Below are 15,934 nucleotides of genomic sequence, written 5' to 3' on the forward strand. Positions count from 1 at the left end.
CCCCTCTGTCCTGCCGGACAGAGGGGGGTGCTGTCCCGCCGAGGCTGGCGACAAATTCTCCCAGATCCTTGCCTTCTCTGCCTCGCAAGCCGCTCAATCGGGAAGGTAGATCTCCGCCTTCATGAAGGTCTTCGCACGGCCTGTGATCAGCACGCGATCTCCGGCCAGTTCGCATAGCAAATGCCCGCCGCGCTGCGAGCATTGGAATGCCGACAGATGCGTCTTGCCGAGTTTTTCAGACCAATAAGGCACCAGCGTCGCATGAATGGAGCCGGTTACCGGATCCTCGGGAATGCCCGCCCCGGGCACAAAGTAACGGGAGACGAAATCGTGGGCTCGCCCAGGCGCGGTAATAACCAGGCCGAGAGGATGAAAACGTCCGATCCTGAGCAGATCGGGAACGAAAGATCGCACGGTTGTCTCGTCGGCAAGCTCGACAAACAGGTTCTCGAAATTGCGGAAGCTCGCAACCGGCCGCTGAGGCAATATCGCTTGCAGCGCCGAGTTCAGCTCTTCCTCGATGGGCTGCGGCGGAAAACAAGGCAGATCGAGCTGATAGCCCCCTTCCCACCGGGAAACCCGCAGCTCGCCGACCCGGGTGGCGAAGGCCATTTCGCCCTGACCATTGTATTCCGTAGCCAGCACATGGGCGGCCGCAAGAGTGGCGTGGCCGCAGAAGTCGACTTCATGGACCGGCGTGAACCAGCGCAAATCCCAACCTTTGCCATTCGGCCGCACAAACGCGGTTTCAGCAAGATTGTTTTCGTTGGCGATGGCCTGCATTACCTGCTCCGACAGCCATTCCTCTAAAAGGAGAACGGCGGCAGGGTTACCCTGGAAGGCCCGTTCGGCAAAGGCATCGACCTGATACATCGTCAGCGTCGGCATATCGGCCCTCAAAGATATCCGCTGGGCGGCGCGCCATTTCGGCCGTGCCGCCCCCGGTGCAGGTTCACGCCGCTTCGAGAGCCGCCTTCACCGCAGCGATCGCGTCTTCGGCCTTCGAGCCGTCCGGGCCGCCGGCCTGAGCCATATCGGGTCGCCCGCCGCCGCCCTGCCCGCCCAATGCCGCGGACGCGACGCGCACCAGATCGATGGCGTTGAAGCGGCCGGTCAGATCATCGGTGACGGCGACGACGACGCTCGCCTTGTTGTCCTCGCCGGCGCCGACAAAGACGACGATGCCGGAGCCGAGCGACTTCTTGCCGGCATCGGCCAACGGCTTAAGATCCTTTGGCGAGACGCCCGATACCGCCTTGCCGAGAAAACCGACACCGGCAATGGTTTCGTTTTCCGCAGGCACACCGGCTGGCGAGCGATCGCCCAGCGCCAGCTTCTTGCGCGCCTCGATCAGCTCCTTTTCGAGCTTCTTGCGTTCGTCCAGCAGCGCCTCGACGCGGGCCGGCACATCGGCCGGCGAAATCTTCAACGCGGCGGCGGCCGCCTTCAACCGCTTGTCCTGTTCGTCGAGATGCTTTCTGGCCGCCTCGCCGGTCAACGCCTCGATGCGGCGCACGCCGGCAGCGACCGCGCTGTCGGACACGATGCGCACCAGGCCGATATCGCCGGTCGCCCTGACATGCGTGCCGCCGCATAGCTCGACCGAATAAGGCCGGTTGGCCTTGGCGCCATGCAAGCCCGTGCCCATCGAAACGACGCGCACTTCATCGCCATATTTCTCGCCAAACAGCGCCATGGCGCCTTCGGCAATGGCGTCGTCGACAGACATCAGGCGTGTGGTTACAGGGCCGTTCTGAACGACGATCTCGTTTGCCATGCGCTCGACCTCTTCGAGCTCGTCAGGCGAGATCGGCTTGTTGTGCGAAATGTCGAAGCGCAGACGCTCGGGCGCGACCAGCGAGCCCTTCTGCGCCACATGGGTACCCAGCACCTCGCGCAGCGCCTCATGGATCAGATGCGTGGCGGAATGGTTCGCGCGCAGCCTGGAGCGACGCGCGTGGTCCACCTTCAGCTCGACGGTCGCGCCCGTCTTGACCGTGCCGTTAGCCACCTTGCCGAGATGGACGAAAAGCCCATCGGCCTTCTTCTGGGTATCGGATATTTCGATCGAGAACCCGTCGCCCGAAATGACGCCGGTGTCGCCCATCTGGCCACCGGACTCGCCATAGAACGGCGTCTGGTTGACAACCACGGCAACGGCGTCACCTTTGCCGGCGCTGTCGACGGTCTTGCCGCCCCTGACCAGCGCTTGGATGAGGCCTTCCGCCTGCTCGGTCTCATAGCCGAGGAACTCGGTGGCGCCGGCGTTCTCGCGCACCGGAAACCATACCGTCTCGGTCGCCACGTCGCCGGAGCCGGCCCAGCTTTTGCGCGCCTCCGCTTTCTGCCGCTCCATCGCCTCGGTGAAGCCGGCAAGGTTGACCGAGATGTTGCGCTGGCGCAGCGCGTCCTGCGTCAGATCGAGCGGAAAGCCATAGGTGTCGTAGAGCTTGAACGCTGTCTCGCCATCCAGCATGTCGCCGGAGGCCAGCTTTTCCGTCGCCTCCGAAAGCAAGCCCAAGCCGCGCACCAGCGTCTTGCGGAAGCGCGTCTCTTCCAGCTTCAGCGTTTCGGTGATCATCTGTTCGCCGCGCACCAGTTCCGGGTAGGCTTGGCCCATCTCGCGGACCAGTGCCGGCACCAGGCGCCACATCAGCGGATCGCGGGCGCCGAGCAACTGCGCGTGGCGCATAGCGCGGCGCATGATGCGACGAAGCACGTAGCCGCGTCCTTCGTTGGACGGCAGCACGCCGTCGGCGACCAGGAAGCAGGACGAACGCAGGTGATCGGCGATGACGCGCAACGATGCGACGGCGTCCGCATCCGGACCTTTGCCAAGCGCCGACGACGCAGCGTCGATCAGGTGGCGGAACAGGTCGGTTTCGAAGACGCTTTCAACCCCTTGCAGGATGGATGCCATGCGCTCGAGGCCCATGCCTGTGTCGATCGACGGACGCGGCAGGTCGACGCGCTCCTCCTTCGTCACCTGTTCGTACTGCATGAACACCAGGTTCCAGAATTCAAGGAAACGGTCGCCATCCTCCTCGGGGCTGCCGGGAGGGCCGCCCCAGATATGCTCGCCACGGTCGATGAATATCTCCGAACACGGCCCGCAAGGTCCAGTGTCGCCCATTGCCCAGAAATTGTCCGAAGTCGCGATGCGGATGATGCGATCGTCCGAAAGGCCGGCGATCTTCTTCCAGTACGAGGCCGCCTCGTCGTCGGTGTGGTAGACGGTGACCAGCAGCTTGTCCTTCTTCAGCCCGAACTCCCTGGTGATCAGGTTCCAGGCAAGCTCTATGGCCCGCTCCTTGAAATAGTCGCCGAAGGAGAAATTGCCGAGCATCTCGAAGAAGGTCAGGTGGCGCGCGGTGTAGCCGACATTGTCGAGGTCGTTGTGCTTGCCGCCGGCGCGAACACTCTTCTGGGCAGTCGTGGCGCGCGAATAGGGCCGCTTCTCCAGACCGGTGAAAACGTTCTTGAACTGCACCATGCCGGCATTGGTGAACATCAGCGTCGGGTCGTTGCGCGGCACCAGCGGGCTTGACGCGACGACCTCGTGACCTTCCTTGCGAAAATAGTCGAGAAATGCCGACCGGATCTCGTTGACGCCACTCATGAATACTGCCTTTTCGAGAGAACCGCCGGCTGCCGGCGGAAAATAGACATGGCCTTTTAGCGGTCGCACCGCAGCCTGTCCAGAAACACCAAATGGGCTCAAATCCCGGCTTTCACCAGCGCCTTGAAATGCGTCTGCCTCGCCGTCAAACGCGAACCGCCGGCCCAGGGCCGGCGGTTCGAAACGCATCGATTACGCAAACTCAAAATCAAAACATCAAATCCAAAAACCTGGCTGACGCTCCGCCAGGCGTCGCTTGCCCTACATCACCCCGGCGTCGTCCTCGAAACCGTCATCGCTGCTTTCGGAGCTGCCGTTCTCAAGGAATTTTTCGGCGATCAGTCCGGCATTCTGCCGCAGCGCCAGCTCGATCTCGCGCGCCGTATCGGGATTGTCGCGCAGGAACAGCTTTGCGTTTTCGCGGCCCTGGCCAAGACGCTGCGAATTATAGGAGAACCAGGCGCCCGACTTTTCGACCACGCCCGCCTTGACGCCGAGATCGACCAGCTCGCCGGTCTTCGAGACGCCCTCGCCATACATGATGTCGAACTCGACCACCTTGAAGGGCGGCGCCAGCTTGTTCTTGACGACCTTGACGCGGGTCTGGTTGCCGACGACCTCGTCGCGATCCTTGACCGAGCCGATGCGGCGGATGTCGAGGCGGACCGAGGCATAGAATTTCAGCGCATTGCCGCCGGTCGTCGTCTCGGGCGAACCGAACATGACGCCGATCTTCATGCGGATCTGGTTGATGAAGATGACCATGGTGTTGGAGCGCGAGATCGAGGCGGTCAGCTTGCGCAGCGCCTGGCTCATCAGGCGGGCCTGCAGGCCGGGCAGCGAATCGCCCATCTCGCCTTCGATTTCCGCTCGCGGCGTCAGCGCCGCCACCGAATCGACCACCAGCACGTCGATGGCGCCGGAGCGCACCAGCGTGTCGCAGATCTCCAGCGCCTGCTCGCCGGTATCGGGCTGCGAGATCAGCAGGTTTTCGAGATCGACGCCGAGCTTGCGGGCATAGACCGGGTCGAGCGCGTGCTCGGCATCGACGAAGGCGCAGATGCCGCCCTTCTTCTGGGCTTCGGCCACCGTGTGCAGCGCCAGCGTCGTCTTGCCCGAGCTTTCCGGTCCGTAGATCTCGACGATGCGGCCGCGCGGCAGGCCGCCGACGCCAAGCGCGATGTCCAGCCCAAGCGAGCCGGTCGGCACCGTTTCGATCTCGACGACCTGCTCGTTCGCGCCGAGCCGCATGATCGAGCCCTTGCCGAAGGCACGCTCGATTTGCGACAGCGCCGCATCCAGAGCCTTTGATTTGTCCACCGCTTTGTCCTCTACAAGCCGCAAAGAATTCTGAGCCATGATACATCACCCCGTGGTCGTCAATGGAGGCCGGACAATCCCGCAATCCTTAAAAGAATGTACCTCATTTGTTCTCATTTGTCAATGAGCACCAAGGGTTTGAAAAATAACGGATATCCATATTTGTTCTATTTTTGTTTCGCAATTATTGCTTCCGATGTGTCTCGCCTCGCATGCGGCGCCGTTGCCGTCACCAACCGAATCGGACCCGCGATTGCAGGGTTCCGTCCGGCGACCTAGTCTCCCCCGGGCAACAGCTAAAGGGCATTTTGACGGCATGATCAAATCCCCGACGATCCTGGCCGTGGGCGGCGCCTATATCGAGCGGCGCGGCCGGGTTGCCGGCGCCTTCGTGCCGGCCGCTTCCAACCCCGGCACGATGCGCGAGCATGTCGGCGGTGCCGTCTTCAACGCCTTGCGCTGTGCGGTGCGACGCGGCGCCTCGGCCTCGCTGCTTTCGGTGCGCGGCGGCGATGCCCTTGGCGACACGGTTTTACGCGCCGTCACCGAGGCCGGCATTGCCGACCTGTCGGCGGTGTTCCTCGACCGAGCAACGCCAAGCCATACGATGCTGATCGATAGCGACGGCGGGCTGATCGCCGGCCTTGCCGACATGGTGCTCTACGAGCTGGCGCTTCCCAAGCAGATCCGCCGCGCCAAGGTGCGGGAAGCGATCGGTTCGGCCGACGCGGTGCTGTGCGACGCCAACCTGCCGTCGACCGCGCTGGGGCGGCTGGCGGCACTCGCCGCCGACAAGCCGGTGTTTGCGCTTGCGGTCTCGCCCAATAAGGCGGCGCGGCTGATGCCGGTGCTCGACCGTCTGGCGCTGGCCTTCATGAACCGGCAGGAGGCCGGCGTGCTCGCCGGCGTCGGCATCGATGCTGACGATCAAGGCATCGTCGACGGCCTAAGACGCGCCGGGCTGAAAAGCGGCGTGATCACCGCCGGCGACGAACCAGTGCTCGGTTTCGACGAATTGAGCGCGTTCTCAATCTCGCCACCGCCGCTACAAAAGCGGACCGATACTGCCGGCGCCGGCGACGCATTGGCAGGCGCCACGATCGCTGCCCTGCTGCGCGGCCTGACGCTACGCGCGGCACTGCGCGAAGGCATTGCCGCAGCTATGCTCGTCGTCGAGAGTGCCGCCTTCACCAGCGCTGGCTTTGCCGAAGCGCTGGCGCTCGTGCCCGAGGCGCGGGACCTGGCATGAAGTGCGGCCCGGAATTGCCGAAGCATGACGCAGCCTATTTGCCGGCGCGCCGTCCTGCCTCGTAGGCGCGGCGTGCCCAGATCGCCATCTCGTCGGGATCGTCGAAGGCGCTGTCGGGAACGCTCCAATAGGGCATCGACACGAGCTTGCCGTGGCGCGAGCCGGTATAGGTCCATTGACGGCAGCCGGCCGCTTCGAAATCCGGGGCGCTTTCGGCGTCGGCCTTCAGCATCAATTCGCCACGGATGACGATGGCGACGATGACGCCGTCGAAATAGATGCCCTTGCCGCCGAACAGCTTGCGGATGCTGACCGGGCCGAGGCCTTCGAAAAGCTCTTCTATGCGCTCGTTGTCCATGCGGCGATCATGTCACCCGGATTTCCCCTTGTCATCGACGCAACCGGCACCATCCTGACAAGTTCGGAATCAGTTTCATCGGAGTTTCTCATGCCGCTTCTGCTCAAAGGGTCCTGCCGGTGCAATGCCGTGCGTTTCGAGGTGGAAAGCCATACGCCGGTGCCGTTCATGCTGTGCTACTGCTCGATCTGCCGCAAGCAGCAGGGCGGCGGCGGTTTTGCCATCAATCTCGGCGCCGATTACGAGACGCTGAAAATCCAGGGCAAGCGCCATCTCGGCGTCTACCGGGCCGAGATCGAGGACGACGAGCACCCGCAACGCGAGATCTCGACGGGCGAGCGGAACTTCTGCACGAAATGCGGGACGGCACTCTGGCTCTACGATCCGACCTGGCCGGAGCTGGTGCACCCCTTCGCCTCGGCTGTCGACACAGACCTGCCGAAGCCGCCGGAGAAGGTGCATCTGATGCTGAAATACAAGGCGAACTGGGTCGAGCCGGATATCGGCAAGGGCGACAAGGTTTTCGATGTCTACCCGGAGGAGTCGATCGCCGACTGGCACAAGCGAACGGGGATGTGGGTGGATTAGCTTCGGCAGTCCCCCTCATCCGGCCCTTCGGGCCACCTTCTCCCCGCTGGGGAGAAGAGACTGGCTCAACCGTTCGCGACCTCTTCTCCCCTCGGGGAGAAGGTGGCCGCGAAGCGGCCGGATGAGGGGGTCTCGCGAAATCCTACTAAGGAAAAGAAAATTCTCAGGCCGAAGCGCGTGCTTCGGCCAGTGCCTTCAGATCAGCCGGCTTCAATTCGACCGATTCGCCGCAGCCGCAGGCCGAGCTCTGGTTCGGATTGCGGAAGGTGAAGCCGGTGCGCAGCGTCGTCTGCTCGAAATCCATCTCGGTGCCGAACAGGAAAAGGGCCGCCTCCGGCGCGACATAGACATGGGCGCCGTCACGCTCGATATGGTCGTCCTTGGTATTGGGTTCGGTCACCAGATCGACCGTATATTCCATGCCGGCGCAGCCGCCCTTCTTGATGCCAAGGCGAATGCCATGCGCATTCTCACGGGTCGCAACGATCTCGCGAACCCGGTCGGCGGCCTTTTCGGTCATCGTGATGACGGCGAAGCGTCCCATGTTTTCCTTCTCCATGCGCGCAGGTTCAAGGCCTGCCGAATGATTCCTCACCTAAAATGGTGAAGTTTTGTACCCGGCGCAAGTGCGCCAGCCTCTGGCTGGTCGGATGCTAGTACCACCCAACCGCCACCTGCGCCTCTTCCGACATGCGGTCGGGCGACCAGGGCGGGTCGAAGGTCATGTTGACCTCGACGCCGGAGACGCCTTCGACGGCGCCGACGGCGTTTTCGACCCAGCCCGGCATTTCGCCAGCCACCGGGCAGCCCGGCGCGGTCAGCGTCATGTCGATCTTGACCGAGCGGTCGTCCTCGATGTCGATCTTGTAGACCAGGCCGAGCTCATAGATGTCGGCCGGGATTTCCGGGTCATAGACCGTCTTCAGCGCCGAGACGATGTCGTCGGTCAGCCGCGCCAGTTCGTCGGCGGGAATCGTTGACCCGGAAACCGCCGCATTGGTGGTCATATCCAGTGCCGTGCTTTCGGCGGTGTGGCTGGCATCATCCATGATCGTCACCCGAAGAACTTTCGCGCCTTTTCCAGCGCATCGGCCAAAGCATCGACTTCAGCCCTGGTATTATACATGCCGAACGATGCCCTGCATGTGGATGTTACGCCGAAGCGTTTCAACAGCGGCTGGGCGCAATGGGTGCCGGCGCGCACCGCCACGCCCTGCCGGTCGATGACCATCGACACGTCATGCGCGTGGATGCCCTGCAGCTCGAACGAGATGATGGCGCCCTTGCCGGGCGCATCGCCGAAGATGCGCAGCGAGTTGATGGCGCGCAGTTTTTGATGCGCATAATCCTTCAGATCGGCCTCGTGCGCGGCGATGCGCTCGCGGCCGATGTTTTCCATGTATTCGAGCGCGGCACCCAGCCCGATCGCCTGGACGATCGGCGGCGTGCCGGCCTCGAAACGGTGCGGCGGATCGTTGTAGGTGACGATGTCTTGCGTCACCTCCTCGATCATCTCGCCGCCGCCCATGAACGGGCGCATGCGCTCCAGAATATCCTTCTTGCCGTAGAGCACGCCGATGCCCGACGGGCCATAAACCTTGTGGCCGGTGAAGACGAAGAAATCGCAGTCGAGGTCCTGCACGTCGATCGGCATATGCACGGCGCTCTGGCTGCCGTCGACCAGCACCGGAATGCCGCGGGCATGCGCGATGCGCACAATCTCCTTGATCGGCGTCACCGTGCCCAGCGCATTCGACATATGCGTGATAGCGACGAGCCTGGTGCGGTCGGTCAGCCGCTTTTCGAATTCCTCGATGTGGAAGACGCCGAGATCGTCGACCGGCACCCAGACCAGCTTGGCGCCTTGCCGCTCGCGGATGAAATGCCACGGCACGATGTTGGAATGATGCTCCATGATCGAGAGCACGATCTCGTCGCCTTCGCCGATGTTCGGCATGCCGAAACCATAGGCGACCGTGTTGATCGCCGCCGTGGTGTTCGAGGTGAAGACGATGTTGTCGGTGCTCGGCGCATTGAGGAAACGGCGAACCGTCTCGCGAGCCTTCTCATAGGCGTCGGTCGCGGCATTCGACAGGAAATGCAGGCCGCGATGGACGTTGGCATATTCCTGGGAATAGGCGTGCTGGATGGCGTCGAGCACCGCCTGTGGCTTCTGCGCCGAGGCGCCATTGTCGAGATAGACCAGCGGTTTGCCGTAGACTTGCCGCGACAGGATCGGGAAGTCGCGGCGGATCGCCTCGACGTCGTAGGGGATGTTTTCGACTTTCTGGTCCATCACAAGCTCTCTCGAGGCACCGCCTCATTCCGTCCAGCACCCCTCATCCGACCGAGCTTCGCTCGGCCACCTTCTCCCACAAGGGGAGAAGGAAGAGCGCCTCTCCTTCTCCCCTTGTGGGAGAAGGTGGCGCCGAAGGCGACGGATGAGGGGTGTTGGCACCAACCCCTCAGTCACCTCTACCCGTGCGTCAAAAACCAATCGTCGAGTCTCGCTTCAAGCGCCTCGACGATGGCCTCGTCGTCCAGTTCCTCGATCACCTCGGCGACGAAGGCCTTGACCAGCAGGCCGCGCGCGGTCTTCTCGTCGACGCCGCGCGCCATCAGGTAAAACAGATGGCTGTGGTCGATCTCGGTGACGGTCGCGCCATGGCCGCAGACGACGTCGTCGGCGAAGATTTCGAGCTCCGGCTTGGTCGAGAACTCGCCGTCGTCCGACAACAGCAGCGTGTTGCAGGCCATCTTGGCGTTGGTCTTCTGCGCATATTGGTGGACATTGATGCGGCCTTGGAAGACGCCGCGCGCGCTGCCGGTCACCACATTGCGGATGACTTCCGTCGAGGCTGTGTGCGGCACGGCGTGGTCGAGCACCATGGTGACGTCGGTATGGGTGTCGCCGGCGAGCAGATTGATGCCGCGCAGGGTGAATTCGGCGCCCTCGCCGGTCGTCTTCACAACAACCTCCTGGCGCACCAGCTTGCCGCCGGCATTCATGACGAACAGCGTCAGTTTCGAATTCTTACCGAGATGCGCCTTGAACTGGGCGAGATGCGTCGCCGTATCCGGCTGCTCCTGCACGACCAGCCATGTCACTTCGGCGCCCTCGCCAAGCACAAGCTGGCTGACCGAGCTGACCAGTGCCGCCCCCTCGCCCGCCTGGCGTTCGACGATAACAGCGTTGGCGCGGGCACCGACGCGGACGGCCAAGCGTACATGCGTCTGTCCACCGGCCTGCAAATTCTGCATTTCGACCGGCTTGTCCAGTTGGGCACCGTCGGCGATGTCGACGAAATAGCCGTCGGCGACAAAGGCGGTGTTGAGCGCGCCGATGGCATCGTCGCTGCCATAGGAATCCAGCCCCGGGGCGATGCTGCCGTCGGTCAGCTTCTCCGATAGGCGCTGTACCGTGACGCCCTCGACAACAGCCCATTTCGCGCTCGAAACGCCGTTCAGCACCGGTAAAACGCTGGAGCCTTCGACGATCGGCGCAATGGCTTTCGCGACCGCTGCCGGATCGAAGTCCGGCACCGAAGTCAGCAGCCGGCGCAGGTCCGTATAATGCCAGGATTCGACGCGCCGCGTCGGCAGGCCGCCCTTGATCGCCTCGATGGCGTCGTCGCGCTTCAGCATCACCGCGCCGTCGCCGGGCAGCAGCGACAGCCGCTCGCCAAAGGCGTCGATCAGCGCCGTTTCGGCCAATGTTCGCTGGGGTGTCGTGTGCATATTCATCAGTATCGCCTTATTTGGCTTGCCTTCCGGGCCTGCTGGCATCTCACGCGGCTTGCCCGATCACGCCGGCATAGCCATTGGCCTCGAGGTCGAGCGCCAGCGACTTGTCGCCCGACTTGATCACCTGACCCCTGTAGAGCACGTGCACCGTATCCGGCACGATGTATTGGAGCAGGCGCTGGTAATGGGTGATGACGACGATGGCCCGGTCCGGCGAGCGCAGCGTGTTCACGCCGTCCGCGACGATCTTCAGCGCGTCGATATCGAGACCGGAATCGGTCTCGTCGAGCACGCAGAGCTTTGGCTCGAGCAGCTTCATCTGCAGGATCTCGGCACGCTTCTTCTCGCCGCCGGAGAAGCCGACATTGAGCGGCCGCTTCAGCATCGCCATGTCCATGTTGAGCGAGGCCGCCGCTTCCTTCACGCGCTTGAGAAATTCCGGGATCTTCAGCGGTTCCTGGCCGCGCGCCTTGCGCTGCTCGTTCATCGCCACTTTCAGGAATTCCATCGTCGCCACGCCCGGTATCTCCATCGGATACTGGAAGGCGAGAAAGATGCCGGCGGTGGCGCGCTCGGCCGGATCCATTTCGAGGATCGACTGGCCGTTGTAGAGGATATCGCCCTCGGTGACCTCATAATCCTCGCGCCCGGCAAGGATATAGGACAGCGTCGATTTTCCCGAGCCGTTCGGCCCCATGATGGCGGCGACCTCACCGGCCTTCACCGAAAGATTCAGGCCGCGAATGATCTCGGTGCCGTCGTCGACGATACGGGCATGGAGGTTTCTGATTTCAAGCATTCTCTTGCTCTATCGTTCCGTTAACTACATATCGCCGAGCTAGGGCAACGGCGACGTCGCTTTCAAGTTCAGGTGCCAAGTCAAATCGCATACTTCCGTCCTCGACGGCGTCGGCGGGATTCGGCCACCTGGTGATTTCAAAAATCTCAGGGCCGTAGACGGTGATCATCAACTCCGTGCCGTCTTCGCGCCCAGCGCTAATTCGGTTGGCTTCGACTTCGATCCTGACGACAACTTTCCTTTCGGCAGCAAAGCTTCGAAGGTAGTTCCCGAGCGACGTTGCCAATTCTCCGCAAATCTGCTCATCGAGGTCGGCCCGATAGTTGTCGGCTAGCTCACCAGAATGCCTGTCAAACTGGTGAACGCGTGCGACCAACGGCGGACCGTCCTCTGCCTCATCGTCACTCACCCAACGCTCCCCTCGAGGCTGATCCCGATCAGTTTCTGCGCCTCGACCGCGAACTCCATCGGCAGTTGCTGGATGACGTCCTTGACGAAGCCGTTGACGATCAGCGCGATCGCCTCTTCTTCCGGAATGCCGCGCTGCATGACATAGAACTTCTGGTCCTCGGAAATCTTCGAGGTGGTGGCCTCGTGCTCGAACTGCGCGGTCGAATTCTTGGCTTCCATGTAGGGCACGGTGTGTGCGCCGCACTGATCGCCGATCAGCAGGGAATCGCAATTGGTGAAGTTGCGGGCGTTGGTCGCCTTGCGGTGCGCCGAGACCTGGCCGCGATAGGTGTTCTGCGAGAAGCCGGCGGCAATGCCCTTGGAGATGATGCGGCTCGACGTGTTCCTGCCGAGATGGATCATCTTGGTGCCGCTGTCGACCTGCTGATAACCGTTCGACACGGCAATCGAATAGAACTCGCCGCTGGAATCGTCGCCGCGCAGGATGCAGCTCGGATATTTCCAGGTGATGGCCGAACCGGTCTCGACCTGCGTCCACGAAATCTTCGAGCGATGGCCGCGGCAGTCGCCGCGCTTGGTGACGAAATTGTAGATGCCGCCCTTGCCTTCGGCGTCGCCGGGATACCAGTTCTGCACCGTCGAATATTTGATCTCGGCATCGTCGAGCGCGATCAGCTCGACCACCGCGGCATGAAGCTGATTCTCGTCGCGCTGCGGCGCCGTGCAGCCTTCGAGATAGGAGACGTAAGCCCCCTCCTCGGCGATGATCAGCGTGCGCTCGAACTGGCCGGTGTTCTTCTCGTTCATGCGGAAATAGGTCGACAGTTCCATCGGGCAGCGCACGCCCTTGGGCACGAAGACGAACGAACCGTCGGTGAACACGGCCGAATTCAGCGTTGCGTAGAAATTGTCGGAGGTCGGCACGACAGAACCGAGATATTTCTTCACCAGTTCCGGATGCTCGCGGATGGCTTCCGAGATCGAGCAGAAGATGACGCCGGCCTGCGCCAGTTCCTTCTTGAAAGTGGTGACGACAGAGACGGAATCGAACACCGCATCGACGGCGACGCGGCCCGACTTGTAGACGTTGTCGCTGGCTTCCTCGAGCTCCGACGCATCGGTCTTCTGCACGCCGGCGAGGATTTCCTGTTCCCTGAGCGGAATGCCGAGCTTCTCATAGACCTTCAGCAGTTCGGGATCGACCTCGCTGAGCGAAGTCGGCCCGGGCGTGCTCTTGGGCGCGGCGTAATAGTGGAGGTCCTGGAAATCGATTTTGGGATAGTGGACGCGCGCCCATTTCGGCTCGTCCAGCGTCAGCCAGCGGCGATAGGCTTCCAGGCGCCATTCCAGCATCCAGGACGGCTCGTCCTTCTTCGCCGAAATGAAGCGGATAATGTCTTCGCTCAGGCCCTTGGGGGCCTTGTCCATCGCGATTTCGGTCTGGAATCCGTATTTATACTGGTCGACATCGATCTTTCGAACTCGATCGATCGTCTCCTGCACAGCAGGCATCAGCGTTCTCCATCCACGCCGGGGTCAAGGCCCGGCAGTTTTCAAACTATGGCACCGCAAACGAGCACCCATCAGGCACCGGAGGCGGCGTAAGTTTCATATAGTGCGTTCATGCCGGAAATTCACCCGGCCAAATGCGAACGCACGGCTCTACCAGGCCGCAAGGCCCTACATTTCGTCTGCCGCGCTCAGGCGGCTCGTTCCCTGCTTGCCTTTTCCTTACCGGCTTGGCGCGCGACGATCGTCGCCAGCGCCGAACGGAACAGCTCGATATCTTCAGCGCTGGTCGCGTGGCCGACGGACACGCGCAACGCGCCGAGGCCGTCACCATAACCCATGGCTTTCAGCACGTGACTCGGCCCTACTTTGCCCGACGAACAGGCCGATCCAGCCGACAGCGCCACACCGGCCAGGTCGAAGGCAATCTGCGCCGTCTCGGCCTTGATGCCGGCAATAGCGAAGAATGTCGTATTGGCAAGCCTTGGCGCGCCGATCCCGAAGATTTCGGCGTCCGGAACAAGCGTTTTCACGATCGCCTCGATTTCGTCGCGACGCTGCCGCACCGTTTCGATCGTTTGCAAGCCGGCAGACGCCTCGCGCGCCGCCGCGCCAAACCCGGCAATCGCCGCCAGGTTTTCGGTGCCGCCGCGATGGCCTTTTTCCTGGCCACCGCCGCTGACCAGCGGCTTCGGCATCATCAGGTCCGACGCCGCGACAATGGCGCCGACGCCCTTTGAGCCGCCGATCTTGTGCGACGAGAGAATCAGATAGTCTGCGTAACCCGCTGACATATCGAGCGGAATGCGGCCGGCCGCCTGCACGGCATCGACAACCAGGATGCCACCCGCCGCCTTGACGATTTCGGCAATGCGGCCGACCGGCTGGATCACGCCGGTTTCATTGTTGGCAGCGTGGATGGCCACCAGCGGCAAGCCTTCGACCTTGTCATGCTGGACGAGAGCCTCGGCCAAAACGTCGAGCCTGACGACGCCGTCGGCGTCGACGCCGATCCGTGTCACCTGCGCCGCTGGGAAGCGCCCGCCGTTCAGCAGGCAAGGATGATCGGCCTCGGACACATAGAGCCGGCTCATACGGACAGCGCCGCGCCCCATCTGCCAGTCCGGCGTCAGCAGCGTCGAGGCCGCTTCCGTCGCGCCGGAGGTGAATACGACATGCTCGGCCCTGGCGTTGACCAGTCGCGCCACGTCGCGCCTGGCGTTCTCGATCAGCCGCCGTGCAGCGCGGCCCTCGGCATGAACCGAGGACGGGTTGGCGGCAACGTCGAGCGCAGCCACCACCGCCGCGCGCGCCGAGGCAAGCAGCGGCGCGCTGGCGTTGTAGTCGAGGTAGGCGCGTGCTCCGGCCATTTCCGTCCAACTGGTCCCTTCAAAAGCCGTTCCGCGAAGATAGCGCGTTATTTCCTTGAAATTGCAAGGCAAGACGTCCTATTTACGCGGCTTGCGGCGCGGGTGGCCGAGCCACAATTTTTGGCCGCCCAGTTTTGAACAATTCTAAACTAGCTTCTAGAAAGACGCTCGCCCTGCGTCAAGGCCTAGGGAAGACTGGGGCCTAGGGAAGACTGGGGCCAGAGGAAGACTGGGGCCAGAGGAAGAGTTGTTCCGGGCGCCGCGCAAATTTATACCAAGTGGAGTATTTCATGCCTGAGGTCATTTTCACCGGTCCGGCCGGCCGTCTGGAGGGTCGCTATCAGCCCTCGAAGGAAAAGAGCGCGCCGATTGCCATCGTCCTGCACCCGCACCCCCAGTTCGGCGGGACGATGAACAACAAGATCGTCTACGACCTCTTCTACATGTTCCAGAAGCGCAATTTCACCACGCTGCGCTTCAATTTCCGCGGCATCGGCCGCAGCCAGGGCGAGTTCGACCACGGCACCGGCGAATTGTCCGACGCCGCCGCGGCGCTCGACTGGGTGCAGTCGCTGCATCCGGATTCCAAGAGTTGCTGGGTTGCCGGCTATTCGTTCGGCTCGTGGATCGGCATGCAGCTTCTGATGCGCCGGCCGGAGATCGAGGGCTTCATCTCGGTCGCGCCGCAGCCCAATACCTATGATTTCTCGTTCCTGGCGCCATGCCCGTCGTCCGGCCTGATCATCCATGGGGACGCCGACAAGGTCGCGCCGCCCAAGGACGTGCAGGGCCTGGTCGACAAGCTGCACACGCAAAAGGGCATTACCATCACCCAGAAGACCCTGCCCGGCGCCAACCATTTCTTTGCCAACCATGCGGAGCTTCTGATCGAGGAATGCGCGGACTATCTGGATCGCCGGCTGGCCGGGGAACTGTCCGACCCACGGCCGAAGCGGCTGAGATAATC

Annotated in this window: 15 protein-coding genes; 3 read left to right on the forward strand and 12 right to left on the reverse strand. The window is 62.6% G+C overall.

Translation table 11 applies throughout. The features are described 5' to 3' along the window. Positions 1 to 93: 93 nt before the first annotated feature. The 3 genes from NKI52_RS29430 to recA all read right to left on the reverse strand — a co-directional run bounded on the left by NKI52_RS29430 (position 94) and on the right by recA (position 4,978). Positions 94 to 888: a PhzF family phenazine biosynthesis protein gene (locus NKI52_RS29430; protein WP_352474728.1), complete on the reverse strand. Its 795-nt coding sequence runs from the start codon at positions 886 to 888 to the stop codon at positions 94 to 96. 64 nt (positions 889 to 952) lie between these two features. Then, positions 953 to 3,619 (reverse strand): alanine--tRNA ligase, encoded by a 2,667-nt coding sequence (gene alaS, locus NKI52_RS29435; RefSeq protein ID WP_352700505.1) that lies wholly within the window; start codon positions 3,617 to 3,619, stop codon positions 953 to 955. 261 nt (positions 3,620 to 3,880) lie between these two features. Next, entirely contained in the window at positions 3,881 to 4,978 is a 1,098-nt protein-coding gene (gene recA, locus NKI52_RS29440; protein ID WP_352700506.1) for a recombinase RecA, read from the reverse strand. 277 nt (positions 4,979 to 5,255) lie between these two features. On the opposite strand from recA, the gene NKI52_RS29445 reads away from it, so the two are divergent. Next, positions 5,256 to 6,188, forward strand: a complete 933-nt coding sequence (locus NKI52_RS29445) for a PfkB family carbohydrate kinase (RefSeq protein ID WP_352700507.1) — start codon at positions 5,256 to 5,258, stop codon at positions 6,186 to 6,188. A gap of 34 nt (positions 6,189 to 6,222) precedes the next feature. Here the strand turns inward: NKI52_RS29445 and NKI52_RS29450 are convergent, their stop codons facing one another. Continuing rightward, a complete protein-coding gene (locus NKI52_RS29450; RefSeq protein WP_023717364.1) occupies positions 6,223 to 6,546 on the reverse strand; it encodes a TfoX/Sxy family protein in 324 nt (107 codons plus the stop codon). 90 nt (positions 6,547 to 6,636) lie between these two features. Between NKI52_RS29450 and NKI52_RS29455 the strand changes: the two genes are divergently transcribed. Continuing rightward, positions 6,637 to 7,134, forward strand: a complete 498-nt coding sequence (locus tag NKI52_RS29455) for a GFA family protein (protein ID WP_352449380.1) — start codon at positions 6,637 to 6,639, stop codon at positions 7,132 to 7,134. A gap of 163 nt (positions 7,135 to 7,297) precedes the next feature. Here NKI52_RS29455 and sufA read toward each other — a convergent pair whose 3' ends face one another. The 8 genes from sufA to NKI52_RS29495 all read right to left on the reverse strand — a co-directional run bounded on the left by sufA (position 7,298) and on the right by NKI52_RS29495 (position 14,967). Continuing rightward, positions 7,298 to 7,678 (reverse strand): Fe-S cluster assembly scaffold SufA, encoded by a 381-nt coding sequence (gene sufA, locus NKI52_RS29460; protein ID WP_006206001.1) that lies wholly within the window; start codon positions 7,676 to 7,678, stop codon positions 7,298 to 7,300. A gap of 109 nt (positions 7,679 to 7,787) precedes the next feature. Further along, positions 7,788 to 8,183 carry an SUF system Fe-S cluster assembly protein gene (locus NKI52_RS29465; RefSeq protein WP_352458424.1) on the reverse strand — a complete coding sequence of 132 codons (396 nt, stop codon included), beginning with the start codon at positions 8,181 to 8,183 and terminating at the stop codon, positions 7,788 to 7,790. 5 nt (positions 8,184 to 8,188) lie between these two features. Beyond that, positions 8,189 to 9,430 carry a cysteine desulfurase gene (locus NKI52_RS29470; RefSeq protein ID WP_352700508.1) on the reverse strand — a complete coding sequence of 414 codons (1,242 nt, stop codon included), beginning with the start codon at positions 9,428 to 9,430 and terminating at the stop codon, positions 8,189 to 8,191. Between the two features lie 179 nt (positions 9,431 to 9,609). Continuing rightward, positions 9,610 to 10,878: a Fe-S cluster assembly protein SufD gene (gene sufD / locus NKI52_RS29475; RefSeq protein ID WP_352637793.1), complete on the reverse strand. Its 1,269-nt coding sequence runs from the start codon at positions 10,876 to 10,878 to the stop codon at positions 9,610 to 9,612. Positions 10,879 to 10,921: 43 nt separating this feature from the next. After that, positions 10,922 to 11,677 carry a Fe-S cluster assembly ATPase SufC gene (gene sufC / locus NKI52_RS29480; RefSeq protein ID WP_352458427.1) on the reverse strand — a complete coding sequence of 252 codons (756 nt, stop codon included), beginning with the start codon at positions 11,675 to 11,677 and terminating at the stop codon, positions 10,922 to 10,924. After that, a complete protein-coding gene (locus tag NKI52_RS29485) occupies positions 11,670 to 12,086 on the reverse strand; it encodes a hypothetical protein (protein WP_023674686.1) in 417 nt (138 codons plus the stop codon). The genes sufC and NKI52_RS29485 overlap by 8 nt, the downstream gene beginning before the upstream one ends. Continuing rightward, complete coding sequence (sufB, locus tag NKI52_RS29490; protein ID WP_352458429.1) at positions 12,083 to 13,600, reverse strand: Fe-S cluster assembly protein SufB; 1,518 nt, start codon at positions 13,598 to 13,600, stop codon at positions 12,083 to 12,085. Before sufB ends, NKI52_RS29485 begins: the two co-directional genes overlap by 4 nt. Positions 13,601 to 13,788: 188 nt before the next feature. Continuing rightward, a complete protein-coding gene (locus NKI52_RS29495) occupies positions 13,789 to 14,967 on the reverse strand; it encodes a cysteine desulfurase family protein (RefSeq protein ID WP_352700509.1) in 1,179 nt (392 codons plus the stop codon). Between the two features lie 290 nt (positions 14,968 to 15,257). On the opposite strand from NKI52_RS29495, the gene NKI52_RS29500 reads away from it, so the two are divergent. Further along, a complete protein-coding gene (locus tag NKI52_RS29500) occupies positions 15,258 to 15,932 on the forward strand; it encodes an alpha/beta hydrolase (RefSeq protein ID WP_023674683.1) in 675 nt (224 codons plus the stop codon). Positions 15,933 to 15,934 lie beyond the last annotated feature (2 nt).

This window comes from Mesorhizobium sp. M0590, from assembly GCF_040320905.1.
In the GTDB taxonomy this organism is placed as follows: domain Bacteria; phylum Pseudomonadota; class Alphaproteobacteria; order Rhizobiales; family Rhizobiaceae; genus Mesorhizobium.

What these genes read in the sequence shown, in the direction of transcription:
- NKI52_RS29450 (WP_023717364.1), bottom strand. Translation starts at nt 6,546, where the DNA reads ATGGACAACGAGCGCATAGAAGAGCTTTTCGAAGGCCTCGGCCCGGTC.
- recA (WP_352700506.1), bottom strand. Translation starts at nt 4,978, where the DNA reads ATGGCTCAGAATTCTTTGCGGCTTGTAGAGGACAAAGCGGTGGACAAA.
- sufC (WP_352458427.1), bottom strand. Translation starts at nt 11,677, where the DNA reads ATGCTTGAAATCAGAAACCTCCATGCCCGTATCGTCGACGACGGCACC.
- NKI52_RS29500 (WP_023674683.1), top strand. Translation starts at nt 15,258, where the DNA reads ATGCCTGAGGTCATTTTCACCGGTCCGGCCGGCCGTCTGGAGGGTCGC.
- NKI52_RS29445 (WP_352700507.1), top strand. Translation starts at nt 5,256, where the DNA reads ATGATCAAATCCCCGACGATCCTGGCCGTGGGCGGCGCCTATATCGAG.
- NKI52_RS29430 (WP_352474728.1), bottom strand. Translation starts at nt 888, where the DNA reads ATGCCGACGCTGACGATGTATCAGGTCGATGCCTTTGCCGAACGGGCC.
- sufB (WP_352458429.1), bottom strand. Translation starts at nt 13,600, where the DNA reads ATGCCTGCTGTGCAGGAGACGATCGATCGAGTTCGAAAGATCGATGTC.
- sufD (WP_352637793.1), bottom strand. Translation starts at nt 10,878, where the DNA reads ATGAATATGCACACGACACCCCAGCGAACATTGGCCGAAACGGCGCTG.
- alaS (WP_352700505.1), bottom strand. Translation starts at nt 3,619, where the DNA reads ATGAGTGGCGTCAACGAGATCCGGTCGGCATTTCTCGACTATTTTCGC.
- NKI52_RS29465 (WP_352458424.1), bottom strand. Translation starts at nt 8,183, where the DNA reads ATGGATGATGCCAGCCACACCGCCGAAAGCACGGCACTGGATATGACC.
- NKI52_RS29455 (WP_352449380.1), top strand. Translation starts at nt 6,637, where the DNA reads ATGCCGCTTCTGCTCAAAGGGTCCTGCCGGTGCAATGCCGTGCGTTTC.
- NKI52_RS29495 (WP_352700509.1), bottom strand. Translation starts at nt 14,967, where the DNA reads ATGGCCGGAGCACGCGCCTACCTCGACTACAACGCCAGCGCGCCGCTG.
- NKI52_RS29470 (WP_352700508.1), bottom strand. Translation starts at nt 9,430, where the DNA reads ATGGACCAGAAAGTCGAAAACATCCCCTACGACGTCGAGGCGATCCGC.
- sufA (WP_006206001.1), bottom strand. Translation starts at nt 7,678, where the DNA reads ATGGGACGCTTCGCCGTCATCACGATGACCGAAAAGGCCGCCGACCGG.